General features: G+C 45.3%; 15 protein-coding genes. All 15 read right to left on the bottom strand.

Features of this window, described 5'->3' with window-relative positions:
* Positions 1-67: 67 nt before the first annotated feature.
* Complete coding sequence (locus GJS45_RS15300) at positions 68-718, bottom strand: TetR/AcrR family transcriptional regulator (RefSeq protein WP_162342738.1); 651 nt, start codon at positions 716-718, stop codon at positions 68-70.
* Positions 719-859: 141 nt separating this feature from the next.
* Positions 860-3,577, bottom strand: coding sequence for a sialate O-acetylesterase (locus GJS45_RS15295; RefSeq protein ID WP_202928095.1), 2,718 nt, complete (start codon positions 3,575-3,577; stop codon positions 860-862).
* 1 nt (position 3,578) lies between these two features.
* Complete coding sequence (locus tag GJS45_RS15290; protein ID WP_162342737.1) at positions 3,579-5,897, bottom strand: glycosyl hydrolase family 95 catalytic domain-containing protein; 2,319 nt, start codon at positions 5,895-5,897, stop codon at positions 3,579-3,581.
* Complete coding sequence (locus GJS45_RS15285; RefSeq protein ID WP_162342736.1) at positions 5,894-7,372, bottom strand: sulfatase; 1,479 nt, start codon at positions 7,370-7,372, stop codon at positions 5,894-5,896. Before GJS45_RS15285 ends, GJS45_RS15290 begins: the two co-directional genes overlap by 4 nt.
* Positions 7,373-7,479: 107 nt before the next feature.
* Positions 7,480-9,006, bottom strand: coding sequence for a sulfatase family protein (locus GJS45_RS15280; protein ID WP_162342735.1), 1,527 nt, complete (start codon positions 9,004-9,006; stop codon positions 7,480-7,482).
* 12 nt (positions 9,007-9,018) lie between these two features.
* Entirely contained in the window at positions 9,019-10,416 is a 1,398-nt protein-coding gene (locus tag GJS45_RS15275) for an alpha-L-fucosidase (RefSeq protein WP_162342734.1), read from the bottom strand.
* 32 nt (positions 10,417-10,448) lie between these two features.
* Positions 10,449-11,171 carry a DUF459 domain-containing protein gene (locus GJS45_RS15270; RefSeq protein WP_162342733.1) on the bottom strand — a complete coding sequence of 241 codons (723 nt, stop codon included), beginning with the start codon at positions 11,169-11,171 and terminating at the stop codon, positions 10,449-10,451.
* A 76-nt stretch (positions 11,172-11,247) separates the two neighbouring features.
* Complete coding sequence (locus GJS45_RS15265) at positions 11,248-12,324, bottom strand: glycoside hydrolase family protein (RefSeq protein WP_235954791.1); 1,077 nt, start codon at positions 12,322-12,324, stop codon at positions 11,248-11,250.
* Between the two features lie 11 nt (positions 12,325-12,335).
* Positions 12,336-13,868, bottom strand: coding sequence for a sulfatase (locus tag GJS45_RS15260; protein WP_162342732.1), 1,533 nt, complete (start codon positions 13,866-13,868; stop codon positions 12,336-12,338).
* Positions 13,865-15,268, bottom strand: coding sequence for an alpha-L-fucosidase (locus GJS45_RS15255; protein ID WP_162342731.1), 1,404 nt, complete (start codon positions 15,266-15,268; stop codon positions 13,865-13,867). Before GJS45_RS15255 ends, GJS45_RS15260 begins: the two co-directional genes overlap by 4 nt.
* 317 nt (positions 15,269-15,585) lie before the next feature.
* Positions 15,586-16,602, bottom strand: coding sequence for a family 43 glycosylhydrolase (locus GJS45_RS15250; protein WP_162342730.1), 1,017 nt, complete (start codon positions 16,600-16,602; stop codon positions 15,586-15,588).
* Positions 16,603-16,693: 91 nt separating this feature from the next.
* Entirely contained in the window at positions 16,694-18,466 is a 1,773-nt protein-coding gene (locus GJS45_RS15245) for a sialate O-acetylesterase (RefSeq protein ID WP_162342729.1), read from the bottom strand.
* A 155-nt stretch (positions 18,467-18,621) separates the two neighbouring features.
* Positions 18,622-19,074: a hypothetical protein gene (locus tag GJS45_RS15240; protein WP_162342728.1), complete on the bottom strand. Its 453-nt coding sequence runs from the start codon at positions 19,072-19,074 to the stop codon at positions 18,622-18,624.
* A 29-nt stretch (positions 19,075-19,103) separates the two neighbouring features.
* Positions 19,104-20,942 (bottom strand): RagB/SusD family nutrient uptake outer membrane protein, encoded by a 1,839-nt coding sequence (locus GJS45_RS15235; RefSeq protein ID WP_162342727.1) that lies wholly within the window; start codon positions 20,940-20,942, stop codon positions 19,104-19,106.
* Positions 20,943-21,006: 64 nt separating this feature from the next.
* A complete protein-coding gene (locus tag GJS45_RS15230) occupies positions 21,007-24,219 on the bottom strand; it encodes a SusC/RagA family TonB-linked outer membrane protein (RefSeq protein ID WP_162342726.1) in 3,213 nt (1,070 codons plus the stop codon).
* Between the last annotated feature and the right edge of the window lie 72 nt (positions 24,220-24,291).

The following is a 24,291-nucleotide window of genomic DNA, read 5'->3' as shown; positions in this document are numbered from 1 at the left end:
CCATAAGTTCGATGCCCATTGCGTAAATTAATCTTTTCCGACTTATGAATGAATGCAGGGAAATGGATTATTTATTAATTAAATCCGCATCTCCGATAAGTTCTTTATGCAGCCTGGTTCCTTTTTCTGTCATATAAGGCATCAGCAGCTGCCAGATATGCGCAGACATGCTACTGTCCTTTTTTTTAGATTCAGCATCCGAAAGCAATTCTTCCTGCGAAAGCCAGAAGGTAATAATGATCCGGATGGACAAAAGGAGCTGTCCGATGTTTTCGTCCGTACTTTTTATAAAAAAACCATCGGCAATGGCCTGTTTAAGCATTTCAGCCATTTGTTCTTTTCGGATCCGGAAGGTGTTTTTTAGAAGACGGTTGATTTTTGGGTAGGAACGGGATATTTCTAAAACATCCAAATTAAAAAATCGAAATTTATATTGAAAGGATTCTAAGTGCAGCAAAAGTCGGTGAATCTGGTCAAAACTGCCGGTAGACGGGTCCGCTGAAGTATAAGAATCGGACATCTCGTCCCTCATTTGCTTGTAAATAGCCAGCAAGAGTGCTTCTTTATTCTTATAATGATAGTCTAAGTTGCCATAACTTATCCCCATCACCGTAGCAATATGCCGACTGGTGATATTTTGTATCCCGTTTTTATTAAACAAGTCTATCGCAGTATCGATTATCCGCTGCTTGGTATTGGTTTTGCTTTTTTTCTTCATCTTTACTGCTTAACAGGCTGTTTGGCCAAATAACCGTTCATCCCGACAAAAGTAAAAAAACTCAGGTACTAACACTAAAATTACAGTCCGTTACTTTACCAACCTATCGTTAATTTTTCTGTTTTTAGAATCCAAGAATAATCAGTTGACAAAGAAATACCTTATTCGGCACACGTTACCTCTACTTTGCGGGTTTTTTTCTCCTGGTATTCGAATATGCAAGACATGTTCACCCTCCGTTAATCCTGCCGCCAGCGTGTAATACCAGGGAAGATGCAAGTTAAAGCTCCAACGGGTGAAAAGGTCCTGCGTTTGCCAGTCATTGTTATCGATTTTGTATTCGATAATGCCTGCATCAGGTCCCGCGGCGACAGCGATGCCAACCGCATTTCCGCTAAAGTCAAATTCCAGTACAGCACCCTCCTCCTGCGTAATAAGCATGGGAACATGCACATAATTGGCCCGTGTTCCCTTTCCATCGTCAGGTTTCCAGTTTTCAACTATCTTCCAGCCACTAAGAATTCGGGCTTCTTGTGATTCAATTAGTGCTCCGTTGTCATAATTTGCCGAGTCAATCGGTGCGGGCAAAACGTAACGCTCAATTTTGTCATCTTCCGCTACTGTTTCGTCCCATGCGTTCTCAAGAAACGTTTTCATGGAGCGAAAATACACCCCCTGTCCAAAGGGTGAGGGATGGAGATTTTTAAAATCATCCTTCCAGGAAAATTCACCCGCATCGATACGTTCGGTTACTTCTTTTGCCAAATTAATGGTTGCCACATGGTAGTGAGCGGCTACTTTTTCATGATTTTGAATTACTGCCGGCACCTGTCCCCGACGGTAGCGTTCCATCTTTGGCGGATCCACAAAATGCATGATCACAATATCTGTTGCGGAATTATTTTGGCGAACATGCCGAACAATTCCTTCCATTGCCCGGATCTGTTCCTGACTACTTCTGCCGTTCGAGGGATCGTTTACTGCCGCCTCCATGAACAGCAAATCTACTGAACCACCAGCAAGTACATCCCGTTTAAGCCTAAAAGCAGCGGGAGTGGATCCCATGGAAGGGATGCCTGCATTGATAAATTGAAATTCGGTATCCGGGAAACGCTTTTGAAGGTAATTGGAGACGCTGTCACGCCAGCCATCGTTGTACGTAATGGAACCACCGAGGAAAGCAACCCGTCCTCTTTTATTCTGCTGAAACGTTAAACGACTGTTTCGGATACCCTGCCGCTGCTTGTGGTAGCTTTCAGCATTGAGCAAAGGTTTGGGTAATTTCGTATGGTACTTAATAAAATCGGCACCTAGTCGGGGTGTTTCAATGGGGAAATGATGCCCGAATAAGGCCTGCGTTCCTTCGGTACAGGGGACGACCGTTGCAGGACCCCCGAGTTTGATGTAGCGATCAACCAAGACAAAGGTGTTTTCCTCCGGCGGAACTACCTGGTCGTTTAATCCAATCATATGCATAATGGGTACCTTTGCCGCTGCCAGTGCCTCGAGGTTATCCACCGGATGATCTGCGTATGCCAGGGCTTCTTCGTCCGAAGTAAATCCATAGGCGGTTTTTAGCCGTTCCCAATCCACCTTGCTGCCTTTGCCTCCACCAAAACCGCCCGGCCAGCTCTTAAAATCGCTTACCGGAGCTTCGGCATACAGGGAGTTCACCTTTTCCGGGTTGCGTGTTGCCCAGTTATAAATAAATAAGCCTCCACGACTCACCCCTTCCAGCGAAACCTTCGGATGGAGCTTCCATTCGGTGGTCAGGAACTGGTAGAACCGGTCCCAAACCGCCACCGCAGTGGGACTGCCATACATGTTGTCTGTGTTAACATAGGCCAAATGAAAGCCTTCGGAAAGCAGTAAACTATCCATTTCCGTGTGCCATCCCGGAAAACGTGCCCGCCAGACCCATGGATTACCCCTAAGAGCCTTTTCCGGTAAGGTGACATGCGCATCCCTTCCTTCGAATCGAAAGGAATACCGCACAAACCCGTTCCAATCCGTTTTTTCTCCCGGAAAGGTCGTGAGTTGTGATTTTTCGTTTTCGGGAAGGAGCGATAGATACGCGTCAAAAATTCGTTTTCCATGTCCCACCAATCCCTCGGGAGTAAGGTGCGTCCCATCTGCTTTTGGAAGCCCCAGCATACTGGTAAAGGCAATCGTTGCATCTTCTGCGGCTAATTTCTTCTGAGCTTCTACCACCATCGGCCGTTCTTTTACGAAGGGATGCTGTTCGTCCACGCCCAGGATGATTTTCAGATCGGGTGCATGGACGACGTTCTGACGCAAGTCGCCGATCAGCTGCTTCAGGTTGGAAGAATAGGCCTGTGCTGTACCGTCTTCCCCGGCGTCGCTTTCACCCTGAATCCAGATAAACCCACGTACGGTTACCCGAAAACCCGTTTCTTCGAGTTGCCGGATGGCCGAATCGAGACTCAGGGTCATGCGATCGTAGATACCGCCTTCACCGGGAGATTTCCAGTCCCGCGCAAGGCCGGTTGCACCCTTGGTGTACTTGAAAATGGCAGGGTTGTAGCCCAGTTTTTTGAGTTCACGAGCAAAACGTACCTCCGGCCCGAAATGGCCTTTTGGAAACCTTCCCTCCTGAGGTTGCATCGTAACCCAGTTACCACCGGAACTTTGGTTGTCCACAAAAGTCCAGTTTAAAAAAATCGATTCATCCAATTCCTGTCCTTGTTCCGGGTAGCTGGCAGCATCACCCATCCATCCCTGCGCATTGGACTGGCCGGCCCAGATAAACAGATCCAAGGCCTGCTGTGCAGGTGCATCGATCGGCAGCAAAACCAGAAGATGCAGGAAAATACCGGTGATTGCGCTGAAACACTTCATGCTAATGCCCCTCTTTTTCGCGGTTAAAAACTACTTGTTCTCCTTCAGCTAACGTAAGTTTTATAAACTGATCGTCCTTTAAATATTCTTTATCAGATGAAAATTCGTCATTGCCAAACGGATTTTCAAAAATTATTTCTCCCCCCTTTTCAGAGATAATCTCCACGTTGTCCACTTTTCCATTCTCTCTAGTTGCAGAAACAAGGAATGCACCTTGGGTCCGCAGGGTTTTAAAAGAAACATCTTGCCAGTCTGCAGGAATGGCTGGAAACAGCTTTACCACGCCAGTGTGACTTTGTAGCAGCATTTCTTGTACCCCTGCAGCAAAGGCAAAATTTCCTTCCAAGGTAAAGGGGCGGTAGGTAAAGCTTGACTTACCCGTTCCCGATTGGTCTCCATTTACGTGAAAACTATTGGGCAATACAAAGGAGGAAGCAAAATCCCTTAAGGCCTTGGCGGCCCCCGCTCCATCTCCCGCCCTTGCCTTGAGGTTTCCCAGCCAGGCAAAGGAATAGCCGGTCCAGTTGGATGATCCCAGCTTATCTAAATGGGCAATGGTATTTTCTATGATTTCCCGATCCTTTTCTCCATTGGAGGGATCTATCAGGCTTAGGGGATGAATGGCCATAATATGGGAAAAATGCCGGTGGGACTCTTCTAGCGGATTGTCAGGTGCTACCATTAGCCCTGTTTCATCGGCGGCATAATCGGGCCATTCGGCCAGCATGGTATTCCAATCTGCTGCTTCATCAGTATAGCCCAGTTCCAGGGCCAGTTCGGCAGCGGTGGTAAAAGTCCAACGTACCAGGGCCAGGTCATAATTGGTCATTTGGTCAAACCATGCCCGGGCATCGTTGTTGTGGATTTCGGGGCTGGAAGACAAGGGCAGTTTCCTTTTTCCGTCTTCAGCCTGTACGGAAAGCCCATTTAGAAAAACGGCGACCTCACGGATCCAGGGATATGCCTCCCTTTCCAGGAAATCTCGGTCCATCGAATACCGCCAATGCAGGTAATAGTGGTGTCCCAGCCAGGCACTTACGGTGGGCCCAAACGCATATTGTATCCAGCCGCCCATGGGATCTCCCTCCAGCGTGGTCACCCCGGGCACATTCAATCCATCCGTTCCAAAATATTCCCGGGTGTATTTTTTAAAAGTAGGTTGATGTTGATTGAGCCAGTCAATAAAGCCTTGTTCCAGCTCCAGGTGGTTGCCTGCATAGGTAGGCCAGTAGCTTAATTGGGTATTGAGGTCGTGGTGGAAGTCTCCTTTCCAGGGCGGTAATTTCCCATTGTCCGCGGTCCAGACGCTTTGCAGGGAAATGGGTGGTGCTCCCTGTCTGGCAGCAGCTCCTAATTTGTACATATCCATGTAATATTGCTGCTGCAAAAGGGTATCGGGAAGGGTAATGGAGGATGCCCTCCAGTAGTCATCCCACCAGGTAAGGTGCTCCTGATGGTATTCATCCTGATTTTTGGCAAAAGCTTTTTCAGTGATCTCCGAGGCGGTATCGGCGGTTTCCTGGTCTTTCTTCCTTGAACTGATGCTCCAGAATCCCTCAAGTTGATCGGCTGTTTTCTCCCATCGGGTATTCACCTGAAACCGGAATCCGCCCCATCCTTCCTGCTCATAAGTCAGGGTATTTCCTTCTTGGGAAAGTTCGCCGGCCGGATATCCCAACCTTCGCAGGTCTTGTCCACTGACCGGGTCCAGGGCTTCTGATGGTCCGGCTCCTACGTAAGGAGGGGGCACCATTTCTGGCAACAGGTCAACTTTGAGGTTTTCAAAACGATACCAACCAACCGGTTCGGTGGCATGGACAAAGGTCCTTAATAGGGTGCCGTTTTCCCATTGGATTTCACTGCTTCCTTTTTGAAGATCCAGTTTGACGGATGCTATTTCGCCCCATTCGGAAATATCAAATTCAAGTGCCGCTCCCGGGATTTTTGAAGGTCCGGCAAGGGTGTCATACGGAAGGTCATATTGTCTCTGTACTGCCCCATATTGCTTGTCTTCCCATTGTTTTTTCACCCAGTTGAAATCATTGTTTTCAAAGTCCAGGTTTTTCATTTCTCTAAGATCCCAAAGATCTGCCCGATCCAGTGAAAACCTCAGCTTGTCTTCCTTTTGCCATATTAGGGCGCCCAGCATGGCATTGCCAAGGGGTATACCTTCGTCCCAGCTTTGAGCCAGATTGGGAAAACTGAGCTCCATGTAATAGGGGAATGGTTGTTTTTTTTCCTTGCCGGTACAAGATGCTGTTGCAAACAAACAAAGAAGGGTAAATGCCAGGATATTGCCAGATTGTTCTCTTGTTTTCATTGTTTTTCGGGTTGATAGGATGGATTGGGATAGGGCAATTTTACCCCAATTTCCCCCAGCCAGTTTTGCAATTTTTTATTTAATCGGACTCTTTTCTTCGGGAGCTTCTCAGCCAGGTCAGCACTTTCCTCCCTATCCCTTTTTATATGATACAATTCGTTGCGATTGCACTCAAAATTATGGATTAATTTATAATCCCCCTGCCGGATAGCTGCAGCAGGTCTTCCCCCGAGCCCGCCACTGTAATGGGGGAAATACCAAAATAAGGATCTTTCCTCCATCGATTCCCCTTTTAAAAGGGGTTTCAGGCTTATCCCATCGCTGTGTTGTTCCGGTAAAAATGCCTGGTCTGCCATATCAAGTAGTGTAGGAAAAAGATCGGTTCCGGTTACAGGTTCCTTGCTCTTGCTACCGGGTTTAATGTTGCCAGGCCATCGGAAAATCAGGGGAACACGAAGGCCTCCTTCATGTAGATAGCCCTTGCCTGTCCTTAAAGGTGCATTGGACGTAGGTATTTGGTCCATGATATTGCTGGTGGCCATGCCTCCGTTATCGGAAGTAAAGATGACCAGGGTATTGCGGTCAAGCCCGGATTGGGAAAGGGCCTGCAACAGCCTTCCAATATTTTCGTCCAGGCTTTCCACCATGGCTGCATAGGTAGGATGGTCCTGATGATTTTTAATAAACGTTTGATTTTGCTGGTCAAACGCCGCTCCCTCAGATGGCATTTGCTGGCGTTTATTTTGATACTTTTTTACTTTTTCTTCCTTCCCCTGCAAAGGCAGATGAACGGTATAATAGGAAAGGAGGGCAAAAAAGGGCTTTTCTCTTTTTTTGGAAATAAACCGGATGGTTTCTTCCGTCAGGCGGTCGGTGAGATATTCTCCCTCTGGTCCATCCGGCAATTGGGGGTTTTGATAGGGGGAAAAATACCCGCCGGCGGGGTGACCGGAAGCATTGCCACCCACATTTACCTCAAAACCATGCTGTTCCGGATAATGCATTTCCTTTTCGCCCAAATGCCATTTTCCAGCAAAAAACGTGGCATAACCACTGGATTTAAACGCTTCTGCCATCGTGGTTTCCTTTGGATCAAGAAACAGCTCAAAGGGATGGGATGCCAGTTTTTGGTCGGGATGGGGGCCGTAGTGGCGGTTGCCCGGTATATAGTCAGTCAAGTTTAACCGAGCCGGGTATTTTCCCGTCAGAATGGCCGCCCTGGAGGGGGAGCAAATGGGGCTGGCGGCATAGGCATTGGTAAAAGTCATGCCCTGCGATGCAAGCTTATCAATGTTAGGCGTTTCATAAAAGCGGCTTCCGGTATATCCCAAATCATGATATCCTAAATCATCTACCAGGATAAAAAGGATGTTCGGCTTTTTTGTTGTTTCCGTCTGCGCAATCCCGGCATTGATACAAACGCAGAGGAACGTAATACTTAAAAAATGGCTTTTACCAATTGTTTTTAAAAGCATGGATTTAGATTTAATTGATGGTGGGATAAACCGGAAAATCTTAAAATTTTCACTCCTCTTGAGATGCCGCATAATTAACCAAATTACTATACTATTCGTAGGGTGGTCTATCGGTTGCTATACCCAACCGTCTTATAATGATCGAGTAAGGCTGTCAATTCTTTTATTTTTTCCGGATTACCTGTATACAGGTTATTTTGTTCAGATGGATCATTGGATAGATTATAAAGTTGCCCTTCCGTTTCAGTAGGAATACCTTCAATATCAAGACTTTTGCTGAATCCACCGGAATCCTTTCCGAGAATTAACTTCCAGTCTCCTTTACGAATGGCAAATGTTCCATCTCCCGAGTGGTGAACAATTGATTGCCTTGTTGGATTTCCTTCATTCTTACCCAATAATACAGAAGAGAAATCAATACTATCATCCATTGTATTAGCACCAGGTGCGATGCTTAAAATTTTCGCAACAGTAGAAATAATATCTGTATGACAAATAAGCCGCTTGCTCTCTGCACCTGGTATAATTTTCGTTGGCCAGGAAGCAATAAATGGGACACGATGGCCGCCTTCCCATACATCCGATTTCATTCCTCGCCATGGCCGGCTTGGGTCGTGGCCGTACCTTTTAACTGATGCTATAGCTCCGCCCATTTGGGTTCCATCCCTTTGTGGCGATCCATTGTCAGAGGTAAATACTAACAAGGTATTCTCAAACTCTCCCGATTTCTTCAAGGCTTCAATAATCTGGCCCACTGACCAATCTACTTCGTGTACGAAATCTCCGTACAGACCTGCTTCACTTTTTCCTTTGAATTGTTCTTCAGGAGCAATAGGTGTATGGGGAGCTGTCAGGGTAAAATACAAAAAGAACGGATTATCTTTCTGGGATTGTTCTTCAATGTATTTTACTGCTCTTTTGGTAATTTCAGGCATCACCCGGGAAAGATCCCAACCCGCTGACATTGGTCCCGGTCCACCGTACATTTCAGAGGGTTTGATTAGGTCTGGTGTTTTAACCAGCTTGTTATTTTCGAAGAAAGTATAAGGCGCAAAGTTCGGAACATCATCGCCAAAATAATAATCGAAACCAGCTTCCAAAGGTCCTCCTCCCAGGTCTTTTGAAAAATCAATTTTTTCCCAAAGTTGATTCCTTCCTTCGAATGTATTATCGCCTATGGGAATAGAATCATTCATATAGCCCTCGTCCTGGTTGGACGGCCATCGCCAACCCAGATGCCATTTTCCAATACAGGCTGTTGCATAGTTTTTGGTTTTGAGCATCTTTGGAAAAGTTAACCTGTCTGTTGATATCAGGGGTTTATCCCACATCCAAAGAACGCCTTTTTTCATTTCTGTACGCCAAGCATACCTGCCTGTTAGCAAACCATATCGGGTAGGAGAACAAACACTGCTTGGGGAATGTGCATCTGTAAATCGCATTCCTTCGCTGGCAAGTAAATCAATATTCGGAGTTGGAATTTTTGATTCGGAATTGTAAACCTGAGGATCCCCAAAACCCAAATCATCTGCAAGAATTATTACAATATTGGGGTTTTCCTTTTCTCGTTTACAACCGGAAAACAAGATAACTACCACTAATAAAATTGAGCTGAAAAATAATCTCCATTTCATAATTAAGATAAATTAGTTGTTTTCAATATGGTAAACAGAAAATGCCAAAATCTGTGGTTGTCCAATTGATTCCGGAATACGCAGTCTAACAGCAGAAACTTCCATGTCATCGAATCTGTGGATAAATTTATGTCCGACACCTGACCCTTCAAAGATGGTTTGCCAGCCATTATTCGTTTTTCCTTCAAGAACAAACGTTCGTATGCGCTCTCCCGATTCAATGTCTTCCATTAGAACAATTTGATTTATATTTTCTTTTAATGGAAGCATTAGATTTATTTTTTCTCCTGTACCGGAGGTAGAAGCTATTGGATCTGAAAACCTTCGTTTGATTTCAACGCCAAATTCCTTAAGCCGTTTTACATCTGGTTCCGGCATTAGCCCTTCGGGATTGGGGGTCACTCCCAGAATTAAGGTGGAATTATGTCCCACGGATTGGTAGTACATTTCCACCAGGTTTTCCAGCGGATGGATGATCGATGCCCGATTGGGTTCCCAAAACCAGTCGTGTCCGCCATTTCCTCTAAGTGGTGCATCGCTCATGGCTGGCATATAATAGGCACCGTTTGGGTCCCCGGTTTTTAAGAGTTGAAAATTATTAGCACCGATTTCCTTTCGGGCACTTTCCCCGGCTCCAATTGCCGGATAGGGAAACGTTCCCCAACTGGGGTAGGGTACGGTACCCGTTTCGCTGCCACCCCAGCGGATATCCGCCCGTTGGAGGTTATGGTAAAAAATACTGTTTGGCTGGTGTTTCTCAAAAACGGAAAGTACATCCGGTCCTCCTTGTTCAGGACCATGTGCGCCCCCGTCAAACCAAACCATTGCCCAGTCGCCATAATTGGTGAATATTTCTTCTACGATTTTTTCGATCATTCGGTTGTAGTGCTCTTGTCGGTTACGGGCAAATTCATTTTCGCCCTGAACTTTAAAGTCATACACACCATAAAAGGCATTCCAGCGGGTGCCTATATAGACGGCCGGGAGCATATCGTATTTTTCACAAGCTGCTTTGAAATCACGGAGAATATCTCCCTTGCCGTTTTGCCATTCCAATGCTTTCATGGAATAGGGCGTTGCCTTGCTTTGGTGAAAAAAGAAACCGGTCTCGTGGCTGACGGTAAAAATGGCAATGTTGAATCCAGCATCTTTTAGCGACTTGATCCACTGATCCATATCGTACTTTAGTGGATTAAATGCGTTGTAATCTTCGACAGGGGTAATCCTTGCTTTGGGCTGCACATAGAATTCACCATCAAAAACATGCATGTCCCAACATACCAACGCTGCGAGTTCCGCCTGCTGCCACTGTAGTTGGGCGGGTGTAGGGATGGGAACTTGCTGCTGCGCAGTTGTATTCAAATAAAGGGCAAAAAATAAGCCCAGGGAAAATAGCATCGTTTTAAACATCGGTTTTCTTAAATTAAATGGCATCATTCTATTTACTTATGGCCTGTGAGTTCCTTTGCTACCAATTTTGCAATGGCCTCGTAACCGTCCTTATTCGGGTGCACCCCATCACTTTCTGTAAATAGTTCCGGTCGATGGTCCAATGGTTCATTGAGGTCAATGAAGGATACATTCTTCTCCTTTGCCACCTTTTTTGTCATACTAATAAGTTCTTGAAGCCTCGGTTTTCGGACTTTCAGCCCGGCTATCCGTTCAGCATCCAGGCCAGGGGTTTCCAACACCATGGGCGAGGGTGCGCATAGGAAAATTTGCGGATTGGATGGCAGTTGGGAAAGTTCATCGATGAGGTCCCGGTAATCCTTTTCGAATTCATCCTTGTACTCCCAGCACTTACGGTCCCCACAGGTACCATAGCCGCAGGTATCGTTGGTGCCAAGGCTGATGACGATGATATCCGGGTTTGCTGCCTTTATTTTGGGCAACTCATTCCAAACGGTAGGAATTCCCTTTCGGATAAGGGTGCATCCTCCCACACCAAAATTTTCCACGGCATAATCATCCCCAAGGAGCTTTTGCAGTTGGGCGGGATAGGAATCGCTGTCCGGGTCATCCAGTCGTGCCCCATAGGTAATGCTATCTCCGACACAGGCTACTTTTATCTTTTCCTTGGTGCTAAAACCTGTAAAAGTAGAAAGCACAATCATTAACATGGTGCAAAAAATAATGGGAGGGAGGTATTTTTCTATTCGCTTCATAGGTCTACTCTTTTATGTTTTGTTCTTTAAAACTAATAGTTGCTGGCTTTCCTTTTGATTTTCCAGTGGCCTTTACTTATGGGTCGGTCGGATGCTCTTGCACTGGAACAAAAACAATATAAGCGTCATCTCCCTTTTTTACTGCCATACTTAAGACCAAGGGCTCACCCTCTTCCTGGTACAGAAAGGGACGCTCCATGCGGTCGGGGACCAGCTCCGAACCGTTAGCCATAGGGATCCGCTTGTTTTGTATCACATATTCTGTGGCTTTCCTCCAGTTGATCCCATCCTGTGAATTTATCATACCGATAAAGCTGTGGGCGTGGAAGACACCGTAGAACCTGTCGCGCTTGTCATCGTACCAGACCGACATGTCTTCTGTGTCCATGTCGTCGATTACCGCCTCGGGTTGCATTTTAAAAGGCCCAGTGGGAGAATCGGATATGGCGACAGCCTGGTTGCGGTTAAATCCGATGTCTTTGGGCTTATCACCTTTCACAATCAGGTAGTATTTCCCATCTTTCCCCTGTACAACGGCTGGGTTTACCGTCAACGTTGTAATAGGCCCAGAGGGCTCAATGAGCGGTCTTTCCATTCGCTTCCACGGTCCATCAATCGACTCAGCCACCGCCACGCCGGTTCGCTGATTCGGTCGCAGGTATTCTTGCCAGTTGGAATGACGGTATCCCACCCGAGCGATTTCAATCAGCTCTTCTTCAGTATAATCATTATCTCCCAGATTTGTAGAAATATAATAGAGGTAGTATTTATCCCCGAATTTTTTGATTTTGGGATTGTGCGCCGTGATCGCATCCCAGTGGCCTGGTCCCCGGCTTTTCAATACCGTTTCTTTGTATTCCCAGGGTCCGGTAGGATTGTCGGCTATTGCGTGGGCAACTTCGGAATGAGTCAACCAACTTAAAAAAGTGTATTTTTTCGGCCATCGCGAATAAAATAAGTGATACTTTCCGTCCTCTCCTTTTATGATTGATGAGCACCAGTTAAAGTAGTCATCCGATTTAAAAATGTTTTTTGCAGTCAGTGGCTGCAGCCGATTTTTGAAAATCAATGGATTTTTTTGGGTTTGTGCCGAAACATGCATTCCCATCAATATGCCTACTATAGCACTGAAAATAAACAGCTTCTTATTCACGATTCTCTACTTTATAATTCTATTTCATCAGGCCAGGGTACCGGTTGCCCTGTCTCAATAAACGAGGGCCGCTGGGCAGCTACATTTCTCAGGTATTCTCCCAGTTTCACAGTCAGTTCATTCACTTTTTCAGGATTTCTTTCAGCCAGATTATTTTGCTCGCCGATATCTTCCGGAATATTGAAAAGTTCGAAATGCTGATTGTGGTAATAATAAATCAGTTTCCAGTCGCCGCTGCGGATGGTGCTGGTAGCGCCGATTCCTGGGCCGGTAGGGCCCCAGTTATTGGGAAAATGCCAGACCAAATCCCGGGCTTTGGTTTCTTTTTCAGGGTTTAAAAGCAAAGAGACAAAACTTTTGCCGTCAATGGTTTGAACTGTTTCATACTCTTTTACTCCGGCAATTTCAAGAATCGTTGGAAAGAAGTCCTCGATAATTAACATTTTATCACTTTTTGAGCCGGGTTTCACTGTTTCAGGCCATTTCACAATCATAGGTACACGAATTCCTCCTTCGTAAACCGAGCCCTTGCCGCTGTTCAACGGTTGATTGTGCGTGTGTGGCTCGCCTGCTCTGTGAGAAGCGCTCAAGCCTCCATTGTCTGACATGAATATAATAATGGTATTATCAGTCAACTCCTTTTCATCAAGGTAATTCATTAAATCCCCCAGGCTTTTGTCCATCCCTTCCAGCATCGATGCGTATTTGGCTTCCGATTCGGGTAATCCCTTATCTATGTATTTCTGGTAAAAACGCGGGTCGGCATTCAAAGGAATATGAACCGCATAGTGCGACATGTACAGATAAAATGGCTTGTTTGCCCCCAATGCTTTATCCATCGCTTTCGTAGCCTCTATGGTAAGGGCCTCTGTTAAAAATATCGAGTCGCCGTGGTATTTTTCCATCCCCGGTACTCCCCAGGGTAGGGTATGACCGCCTTTTTCCTTATTACCAAAGTTTTCAGTTCCGAGATAATTACCCAAACCTCCTGCTGCATGCCCGGCAATGTTCTCGTCGAAGCCGCAGTTTTCGGGATTGGCTGCCGGGGTATTCATTGCTCCGAAATGGGCCTTGCCGGTGTGAATCGTGAAATAGCCATTATCTTTCAAAATCTGAGGTAATAGGCTGGCATGAACCGAACGCTCAATGCTATCGACCGGCTGAACGCCATTTACATTCCATTCAGGATAGCTAAGTATATCGTGTGGGGCATCAACGGAGGCATTTCGGCGCAATGTCCAGTTAGTAACTCGGTGACGTGCTGCGTTCATACCACTCATCAGGCTGACGCGGGTGGGTGAACAAACCGGAGTGGCATAGGCCTGTGTGAACATCATCCCATCGGCTGCCATTCGCTCCATTCCGGGCGTATGGTACCGTTGATTGAACGGGGTTTCTTCTTTCCAAAAAGGAACCGAAGTATCCTGCCAACCCATGTCATCGACCAGAAATAGGATAATGTTGGGCTGTTTCTCCTTTTCATCGTTTGTAATCCCTGTACAGGACGTCAGAATAAAAAACAGCAAGAAGGATCGTGTTTTCATTTACGTGATGATTTTTGCTCAATATTATAAACGTTAAATGCTTTGATTTGAGGTTCTCCTTTTGATTCAGCGATTGTAAGCCTTACCGCATCTACCTCCATTTCGTCAAATTTATGGATAAACTTGTGGCCGATAGCGGAACCTTCAAAAATAGGTTGCCAGCCCTTTTTGGTTTTGCCTTCTAATTTAAACTCTCTAACCCTTTCGCCCTGGGCGATCTCCTCCTGCAAAACGATGTGGTTGATGGGGGTCCATTCTTTTAATTTAAGCCTGTGCTTTTTGCCTGTTCCAGAAGTTTCTGCCAAGGGATTGCTAAACCGTCGTTCTATTTCGGCTCCCCATTCCCTAAGACGCCTTACATCGGCCTGGGGCAGCAAGCCATCTGCATTTGGTGTCAGCCCCATAATCAGGGTGGTATTGTGCCCGACACTTTTGTAGTACATGTCCATAAGGTTTTCCAGTGGATAGATATGTTTTTCATCATCCGGTTCCCAAAACCACTCGTGGCCTCCATTGTAGCCCCGCAAAGGGGCATCGCTCATAGCAGGCATGTAATGCTTCCCGTCTGGGTCCCCTTCCTTAAGTAGTTGAAAATTATTTTTAAGAACGACTTCCTGATTGGCAGCATGCGAGAAAGGAAAGGGAAATGTACCCCAACTCGGGTAGGGGACCGTTCCACTTTCACTTCCTCCCCAGCGGATATCTGCGCGTTGGGTATTGTGGTAGAAAATGCCGTTCGGTTGGTTCTTTTCAAAAATGGATAGCACGTCCGGTCCTCCTTTTTCGGGGCCATGTGCTCCTCCATCAAACCAAATGATGGCCAGTTCACCATACTGGGAGGTCAACTCTTCGACCATCTCCTCACACATGTTATTGTAATAGGCCTGTCTGTTTTTTGCAAATTCATTATCCCCATTCACTTTGAAATCATGCACGCCAAAAAAGGAATTCCAACGGATCCCAATGTAAATACCAGGAGCAATGCCGTATTTGCGACAGGAATTTACAAAGTCCCGGACGATATCTCCTTTGCCTTCTCTCCACTTCACTGCTTTCAATGAATACGGATTGACATCACTTTGGTAGAGCGCAAAACCGGTCTCATGAGTGGCCGTTAAGATGGCAATCTTAAAGCCCGCATCTTTGGCGGCTTTGACCCATTGATCCGTATCCAGGTTCGAAGGGTTAAAGATGTTGTAGTCGGGGATAGGGGTGACCCTGTTTTTTGCCTGGTTATAGGCTTTTCCATCAAAGACATGCAAATCGTAATGGAATACGGCAGCCAATTCTGCATGTTGCCAGTCTAACTGGGCTTGTGTTGGAATGGGGACTTCTGTTTGCCCCCAACTTTTTAATCCATGAACCAGGAAGCACGCTACTAAGAGTATTTTCAATTGCATATGATTGTGTTTTGCTATTTAATGGTCAAACTTGTCCCTTATCGAAGGTAGGGCTGGAATCTTGAAAGGATGACACTCATCCCTACCAATGTTAAATGGTAAATTTTTCACGCTGTGACCGCTGCGGATGCGCTGCGACCGCTGCGTGAAATCGAACCGCCATTTTCTTTCTGAAAAGGCTAAATTTAAAATGCTGTGAAAGGGTTCCTTCATGCTCGATGTCACTGTGTCTTATTTTTAATTTAATTCAAACCAAGTCTGCTATCCTGCGCAGTGGTATTTGGGGGTTTAAAGATGAATAATTAATGGGCTATTTTTCATTTGGAGAGCAATTCGAAACGGACCAGGTAACATTCGTGTTTGTTGTGGATCATGGATATGCCCCATTTTAATCCTTCGCCAACCACCACGGGATTGGTAATATCCGGTCGAAACCCTCCCGGGGCAACCGCACGTTCCTTTACCTTTGCGTTAAGTTTGTTTGACATAAAATCAATTCCATCAGGGGCATATTCAAATGTTTCTGATAAGGAAGCGAAGGCACCTACCCCGGTACCCTGAGGCCAAATGAATACTTCATGGCTTCTTTCAAGTATTTCTTTTCCGAATTTGGTGTACGGGCCTTCCGGATACTTTGAATAGGCCACGCCCATGGCCGTGTGTGCCGGTCCGCCCTGTCCCCCAATTATGGATCGGCCTTTGTAATACATCCAGAACAATCCATTTCGGTAAAGCAAGGAAGCATCGTCCACCCGGTAACTATCAAATTTTTCCGGTTCTACACTTACTTTAAGAATGGGTTCCTGGTTTATTCGTTTGAAGGGACCAGTCGGTGAATCAGATACCGCCACACCAATCGATGTGATGTCACTGATATTATTGTTCTCAAACTCGCCATTGGCGTTTCCGGGAGTTGGCTTTACCCCGGTATAATACAGGTAGTAGGTGCCGTCGGCAAAAAAAATGTTTGGGGTAAAAACTGCCTGTGAATCCCATTTTCCATCTTGCCCTATGTCCAGCATTTGCCCTACTTCTGTCCATGAAAAACCCTCGTCTTCCGATTTGGCACACCATACGCTCGCTCCCCAATACCCTGCGCCCCAATATTTTGGTTGGGCATCGGGGATTTTGGTGTAATACACGTAATAGGTTTCTCCGACTTTGATGACATCGCTGGGATCCCTGCGGGTAACTCCTTTTTCATAGCCTATTCCTGACACCTCGGTGAAATTAAATTCACCACCTGAAAAATTGGTATAGGCTTCCTGGGCAATGATCGAATTGGTGGAAAGAAGAAAGAGGAGTAGCAGACTTTTATAATATTTTTTTTTCATTATATAAACGGCTTAAATTAAGCTAATTAAGTATGCGTTTTTCATAGGCTAAATCAGTACTTCAACAAAGTAACGATTGGAATTAGTAAATCTATTTGTATTTGAAAATATAACTGACAGGGGCTTCTCCTCCAAACCAGTTATACCCTGATGCGACATATAAGAATCGGGGCTTCCCATCTTCCATCAATAGTTGAGGACGCTCGAATTTGATTATATCCCCGGCATAGTGGTTGACCGCATTCTCCAACTTTTCCTCGTCCAAATAGCCCTTGGCTGGATAAAATCCCTGTTCGTTTTGGTCGAATGTGATGCCGTCTTCGGATTTCCAGAGAATACCACCTCCTTTTTCTATAAGTCCATGATTATCTGTTGTTAATAAATAAAATGTATCTTCCATCATAAAGGCATATCCATCCTCTATGGGTTTTTCGTTTTTTGTAATGGGAAAAGGCATTTGTACATATGGGCCGTCTAAATTTTCTGCCACAGCGAGACCCATTTTTGCTTTTTCCGATTTAAAATAAAGGAAAAAACCACCATTTGGGTGCTGCAATAAGGCAGGATTATTGACCCCATTGCTTGCGTTGTAATTCCAATAATCCGGATTTTTTGGAACGTCCAGGATCAATCCATCGTGGTTGACTTTTTTCCACGGCCCATAAGGAGAATCCGAAATGGCCATTCCTATTTTTTGATTGGAAGGATGTGGTGGTTGGCGGTAATTATTGTTTCCAATATAAAGCAGTATGTATTTGTCGTTTATTTTATGAATCGCCGGATTATGTATGCCATAGCGGTCCCAAGTGTCCAATCCCGTGCCTTTTAGGGCCACATCCGAAAAAGTAAAAGGCCCTTCCGGGCTTGCGCCGACATAATGGGCAATCTCACTATGTGAACGCCACCCCGGATTTACCGTATTTCCCGGCCACCGTGCCGCAAAAAGATGGATCTTACCATCATCACCCAGAACAGGTGATGTTCCCCAGATTACATACCCAGGTTCTTCAATGGCGACCCCAACGTATTCCCAGCAATCGGCAAAGGTTTGTTCATTTGAGTTAAAATGCCTCGTGTCCGCTACTAATTTATAAGCTTTAAAGATTCGATGACCATGTGTTACCAATCCCGAAGGCGTTAAATGGGTAACATCCGCCTTTGGCAGGCCGTGCATGGTCGTATAGATACTATTGGTATCCCTTTGAGCGATTTTTTGCTGGGCTTCAAGAACAATTGGCCGCTCCACAACAAAATAGTGTTGCTCATCTACCCCCAAAATCACCTTAAGGGCCTCGTTTTTCACTACTTCAGACCGTAAATGGGCGATCAGTTGGCTTAAATTTTTTTCATAATTTTTGGCTGCTTCATCCTCTCCGACATCCGTTTCGCCCTGTATCCAAATAAAGCCCCTGATGTTAACCTTATGCCCACGCTGCTTCAGATTTTCAACGGCTTTTTTTAAATCTGTGACCATGGCATCATAGATGCCCCCTTCTCCGGGTGATTTCCAATCCCTTTTCAGTCCGGTTCCACCCTGGGTATATTTGAAAATGGCAGGATGGTACCCGGCTTTCTTCAATTCCCGGCCGAAGCTCACCTCCGGGCCAAAGTGGCCAGCAGGAAACCTCCCTTTTTGGGCTTGCATGGGTATCCAATCCCCATTCGAACTTTCTTTGCCCGATACAGTGTAGTTTAATAAAATGGCATTATCCAATGCTTCTTCATCATTTGGGTATTCCCTTGCATCACCCATATATCCCTGCGCATTGGATTGTCCGGCCCAGATAAAAAGATCAACGGTTTCCTGGGCGGCAAGCCAGGAGGGAAGCATTAAAAAAAACAGCGCTAATTTAAGGGAGTTCATAGGTTATGTTTAGGGCAATTAAATGGGTGATTTTTGTGAGTTGTATACTTTTCTTTTAGGCAATTACTTGAATGGTAAGCAAAAATCAAGCAGCCAAGATACACTTGACTGCTTGAATTGCTTTTTATTTGAAAACTTATTTTAAATTTCAGGACTTATTCTTCTTCTACAATCCTGACTACCCAATCGTGTGTCGTTCCATCGGCTGACACAAGCTTGTAAATAAATTCTCGATCGGATAAATCGGTAATAATGCCAGCAACCGGAGAAAACCCAACCGGTTCTACCCGCATGCTTTGGTGATTAATGATGATACCGGCCCTGGTAAGGTCCGCAGATGCTGGTACGGTAACCGTAGCAGTGAAATTCTCCTCTTCAATCACCGCATTTCCGGTTGAAATAATGAGTCTTCTGCGCGCTGGTGTCAACTCACCATTCTCATAAAATTCCTGAAGCTCATGCTCATCTGCTTGCAATGTAAATATATTTACATTGGTGATAAAGGCAGTGTCTCCCCATTGTCCTTCATCAAAGTCAATCCTGGGTTCGCAGGCAGATAGTACCCCTCCAATTACCAGGATATATAGTATTAAAATATTCTTTTTCATATCATTCATTTTTTGAAAGTCAATTTAATTTAGAACCATCCGGGATTTTGTGTCAATTCATATCCGGCATCAGCGTATACTTCAATTTCATTTCTGGGAATAGGCGCCAAATACACCCTGCCCGGTTCAATGAAGAAGCCCTCTCCGGAAGATCTGAAATCCGGGTTTCGGAAAAATGGATTTATGTGCCCATCACTGAAGATGTCAAAGTCTTCACCCATCGTCAAGGCCCAAATACCCGTATTGCCAGCATTAACACCATCTGTCTCTAATTTTGACGGATCATTGTAATAATCAACAAACTCCTGGTAATGGGCACCTTTTGGTTTCCAATCATTGATCACCTGATGAAAGATGGCCCATCTTTTCAAGTCATTTTGCCGGTGTCCTTCAAAAGCAAGTTCTACCAATCGTTCTCTCCGGATCTCATTCACAATATTTGATTCGGAAGGCTCAAAGCCCTCTTCTGCCGAATACGTTATGGGCCAGGAATTTACCTCAGCCAGCGACAGGGGTGCCATTCCTACTCTTTCACGAAGTAGGTTCACTGTTTTGTCTAAATCGCTTTGATTGATCGTACCCAATATGGCTTTTGCTTCTGCCAAAGCCAACAATCCTTCTGCGTAGCGTATCAGTACCTCATCGGTAGAGCCATTTCGCCATTCATTATTATCTAAAATAGCACCTTTCCACCTGCGGAGGCCCGTTGAGGTATAATTTGCGGAGAAAACATTGTTAAGCTGGGGATATCGTAATGGCAGCGGGGTGGGTGTGTTCCCGTAACCTTGTATTTGCTGGTGAGGTCCTCTGTCAGGAGTCCAGACTGACTGTCTGAAGCGCGGATCGAGGTTTTCTCCCAGATTATTCAAACTTGCATAGTCTATGGGCAAGGAAGATAGTTCTTGAGGCATCCCTTCTTTATCCAGGTAACTGCCGACCAATTTCCAGGTTAGTGCCTGTGCATTATCTACTACCAAATCGTAGAAGTTATGTCCCACAATTTCATTCACATCGTAGATGCGGTATAGAAACACGCCCGCGGATGATGAAGCATCCTGCTGGGAAAACAGTTGATTATAGGCCTCATTAAAGGGACCTCCGTTGGTAAATAAATTGCTGCCCTGATGGTCAATCACTTGTTGTATGGTAGGTTCTACCATTTGCAGAAATTCACTACCATCCTGGCCTTCGACGGCAAAGGGAGTGTTCTTAGATCCGTGGTAACGCTCCCAGGTTCCTTCAAATAAAGCTGTCCGGGCTTTCATTACCAGGGCAGCTTCTTTGGTTACCCGCCCGGAGGTTGCGAAAGTTGAATTTTTCCAACCCAGGTTAACAATCGCAGAGTCCAGATCCTGGATGATAAATTCCGCTACCTCGTATCTGGAGTCTCTCGCTTTATATAGCCTTTCGCTATCTGTATCCAGTACTTCTGTGTAAATGGGAACATCTCCATACCGCTCCAACATGTTCAAATAGACCCAGGCCCTGAAAAAATAGGCTTCTCCTGTATATTGATTGGATTCAATACTTACATCAACGCGCCTTGCGTTATTTATCAAATAATTAATTTGTCTAATCCAGTTGAAATTACCGTTCCAGCTACCATCTGTTGCCGGGGCCTGCCCGGAGGCTCCTCTTTGAAATAAAAAGCCGGAAGGACCGGTCCCCACCTGTATGTCAGTATTGGCATCTAAGAAATTATTTTGAGCACCATTGCCTTGTCCTTGAAAATGATATCTTGGTAAAAGCCTGTAAAAGCCATTTGCCATTACTTTTAAATCATTTGCAGAAGTAAAGTAGGTCGCATCGGTCATTGCGTCTAAGGGATACCTTTCCAGAAAATCCTCTACGCAGCTATAAAATGACATTGTAAATAGGATTAACAATGTCCTTATATATTTCAGATTAAATTTCATAGTTAATTTTTTTATATTAAATACCTACGTTTACACCAAAAGAGATTTGACGCTGTGGAGGATAACCATTTCCACCGTATCTGGACATTATTTCAGGTTCATACCTGAAATTTGACTTATAATAGATCATTCCCAGGTTTTCAGCACTGGTATAGATGTACACTTTTCTCAACTTCGCCCTGTCCAACAGCGATTTAGGCAGATTGTATCCCAGACGTAAATTTTGAACTCTTAAATGGGCCAGGTTTTCCACGTATTGGTCGTTTGCCCCATAGGTTTTGAAGGAGTGCCTGGGGAAATAATTGTCCGGTGTTTCGGGTGTCCAGGTACCCAACTCCCTGTGGCTTGTAAACCATTTTGAGTTCCAAATATTTACTCCGGCAGGAATGACGTGGAAATTATTGGTATAGGTAATCCATTTGGGTACACCGGTAAAGGTTACTGAAAGGTCAATGCCATTCCAGTTGGCCTGCAAATTCATCCCATACCGGTACCGCCCATAGTTGTACCCGGCCATGACCTGGTCACCTCTGGCATACCAGCGGCCTCCTTCTCCAGCATTGATCTGCCCATCCCCATTTAAATCTTTCATCATCAGATCTCCCGGGTAATACCAACCGCCTCCCTGAGGGACGTTTGCTTCCACATCGGCTACATTCTGTGCGACACCATTGGATTCGTACATCCATATCTGACCAAATACCTGTCCCGGAGTCCAGGTGCCATTTCGTTGTCCATTGACGTTTTCATCGTATTCTACCACATAACCGATGTAATCGGCAATATTAAATCGTGCAGAATAATTAATTGGTCTGCCAGCTAACCGGCCCGTATTTCTCCACTTCATCGAAAACTCCCAGCCTCTGGTCTCACTAACGGCGTTATTGATACTTGGCAAACCGGTTCCAATGGTTTCTGGTAAAATTTTAGCAGGGCCGGGTTGATTGTAAATGGTACGCTGGTACCAATCATAGGTCAACTCGAGCCTGTTTTCGATGGCCACTACATCCAAACCAAAGCCAAGCGTTTGCGGGGAAGACCAGGTCAAATCGGAACTGACCAATGGTGGCATAAAGACCATGTTTGGTTTTACTCCGCCAAGCAATACATCCCCATTCCCTATACCGGTACCCATGGTTGGAAGGTACAGGTAATTACCAGATCCAGGGTCGCCGGAAGAAGTATAGGCGGCTCTGATTTTGAAGGCATCTACTTTATTGATAGACCAGAAATTTTCCTTTGCTATATTCCATGCTCCCGAAACGGAGGGGAAAAAGGACCACCTGATGGCTGCCGGAAATTTTGAATGGGCATCATAGCGGCCATTAAATTCGATAAAGTATTTTTCCGCATAATTGTATGCCATCCTGCCAAAAACACCCTGTGTCGCCCAATGGGTTAACATATCATTTACAGTTGGGTTGGGATTAAAGGTGGTGCTGATACTGGGTACCGAATTGGTATACAAATCCCTACCAACCCCGGATAAACGAGAAAAATTATTGTACTCTTCCTGATAACCCACCAGGGCATTTATAGAATGCTTACCAATTTGCTTATTGTAATCAGCAACGATGTCTGCCGTGTGATAATTCGTGAAATTCATTTGTCGGATCACACTACTCTGCTGTGCAGATCTGGCGGAATTTCGGATGCTTCCATCGGCCTCTTCCACGAAAATCACAAACGTATTGCGTTCAAGATGAGAGGTAAGGTTTCTCCAGGTATAATTTCCCCGGATGTCAAGCCCTTCAAATGGCTTTAATGTAAAACCCCCGGTTAAGGTCGTTTCGTTTCTTTGATTGGTTTGGGTTCCGCCCTCCCCACGCAATGAGGGTCCACTGCTTAAAAAAGAAGGACTCCCATTCGGATTTAAATCGTTCCAATTTGGAAGCGATGCGGATGCGTTTGTCCAGATGTCGCCGTAATTAGGTCCTCCTCCCCGGTAATTTGGCGCTTGTTCATCTGTTCGTACATAATTCATACTCATCCGGAGGCTGAGCCAATCCGTAACATCTGAATTTACTTTTAAAAGGGCATTGTACCGATTCAGTCTGTCATCGGAACCTTTAATAAGCCCCATTGATTCATTGTAGCCAAGCCCTACGTAATACCCCGTATTGTTACTTCCTCCTGAAACGCTGGCATTATGCTGTTGACTTGGCACCACACTTTTATACATGATGTCAAACCAGTCACTATTGCCATTCATGTCCCAGTGTGCGCCATAGGTGCCATTTTCGGTTACTATGTTATTGGGGATTAATCCGGCACCATGGTCCCTCATTCGTTGGATGGCTTCTTCTGTATAAATAGGCGCTTGTAATGAGTTTCTGTATTGCTCATTTATTTTTTCGGCATATTCCCAGGAATTGGCCCATTGGGGCATTCCTATGGGCGATCCTATACTGTAATTACCGCTGTAATTGACTTGTATTTTTTCACCTTTTGAGCCTGATTTAGTGGTAATAAGAATTACTCCGGAAGGAGCTCTTGATCCATATATGGCAGAAGCAGCAGCATCTTTCAATACCGTCACCGATTCTACATCATTTGGATTGACATCGCTCATGGTACGCTCGATTCCGTCCACTAAAACAAGAGGACCGCCTTTCTGGCCAAATCCCGTATACCCACGAATGTTGAAATTTGACTCCTGCGCAGGTCCACCATTAACCGGGGTCACATACAAACCGGCAACAGCCCCTTGAAGTGCTTCTGATAACCTGTTAATAGGCCTGTTTTCGATCAAGTCGCTGCCTATTTGCTCCACGGCTGCAGTAAGGTGCGATTTCTTTTGGGTACCAAAACCAACCACTACCACCTCATCCATTTGAGCAACATCTTCAACGAGCGTGATTTCAAAATCAGTCTGGTTTCCCACTTCGATTTCCTGTGTGATAAATCCTAAAAAGGAAACCACAATAACCGCCTCTTCCGATACATCCAGCGAAAAGTTCCCATCGATATCGGTCGAGGTACCCGAAGTGGTGCCTTTTACAAGGATGGCTGCTCCTGGTATTGGGTTTCCTTCCTCATCCACTACTTTTCCTTCTATCAAAACAGCCGCAACTAGATTACCGGCAGTTTTCGTTTGAAGTGCATCGGCTTTGTCTTTTTCGTTGACCCCGAATGCTACCACCTCCTGGAATAGTAGCAACTGGATTGCCAGGCCATAAATGAAATACCGGGCCAGCATTGGGCCCTTCTTTAGTAATTTTACTAGCATAATTTTGTCTGTTAGGTTTATAATAATTGAATGCAGGGTCTTGTTAATCAGGTGTTTTATCTGACTGATATC

The organism is Cyclobacterium salsum (assembly GCF_010119245.1).
GTDB lineage: Bacteria > Bacteroidota > Bacteroidia > Cytophagales > Cyclobacteriaceae > Cyclobacterium > Cyclobacterium salsum.
Note: the sequence above shows the minus strand (reverse complement) of the source record. Positions and strands in the feature narration are given on the sequence as shown.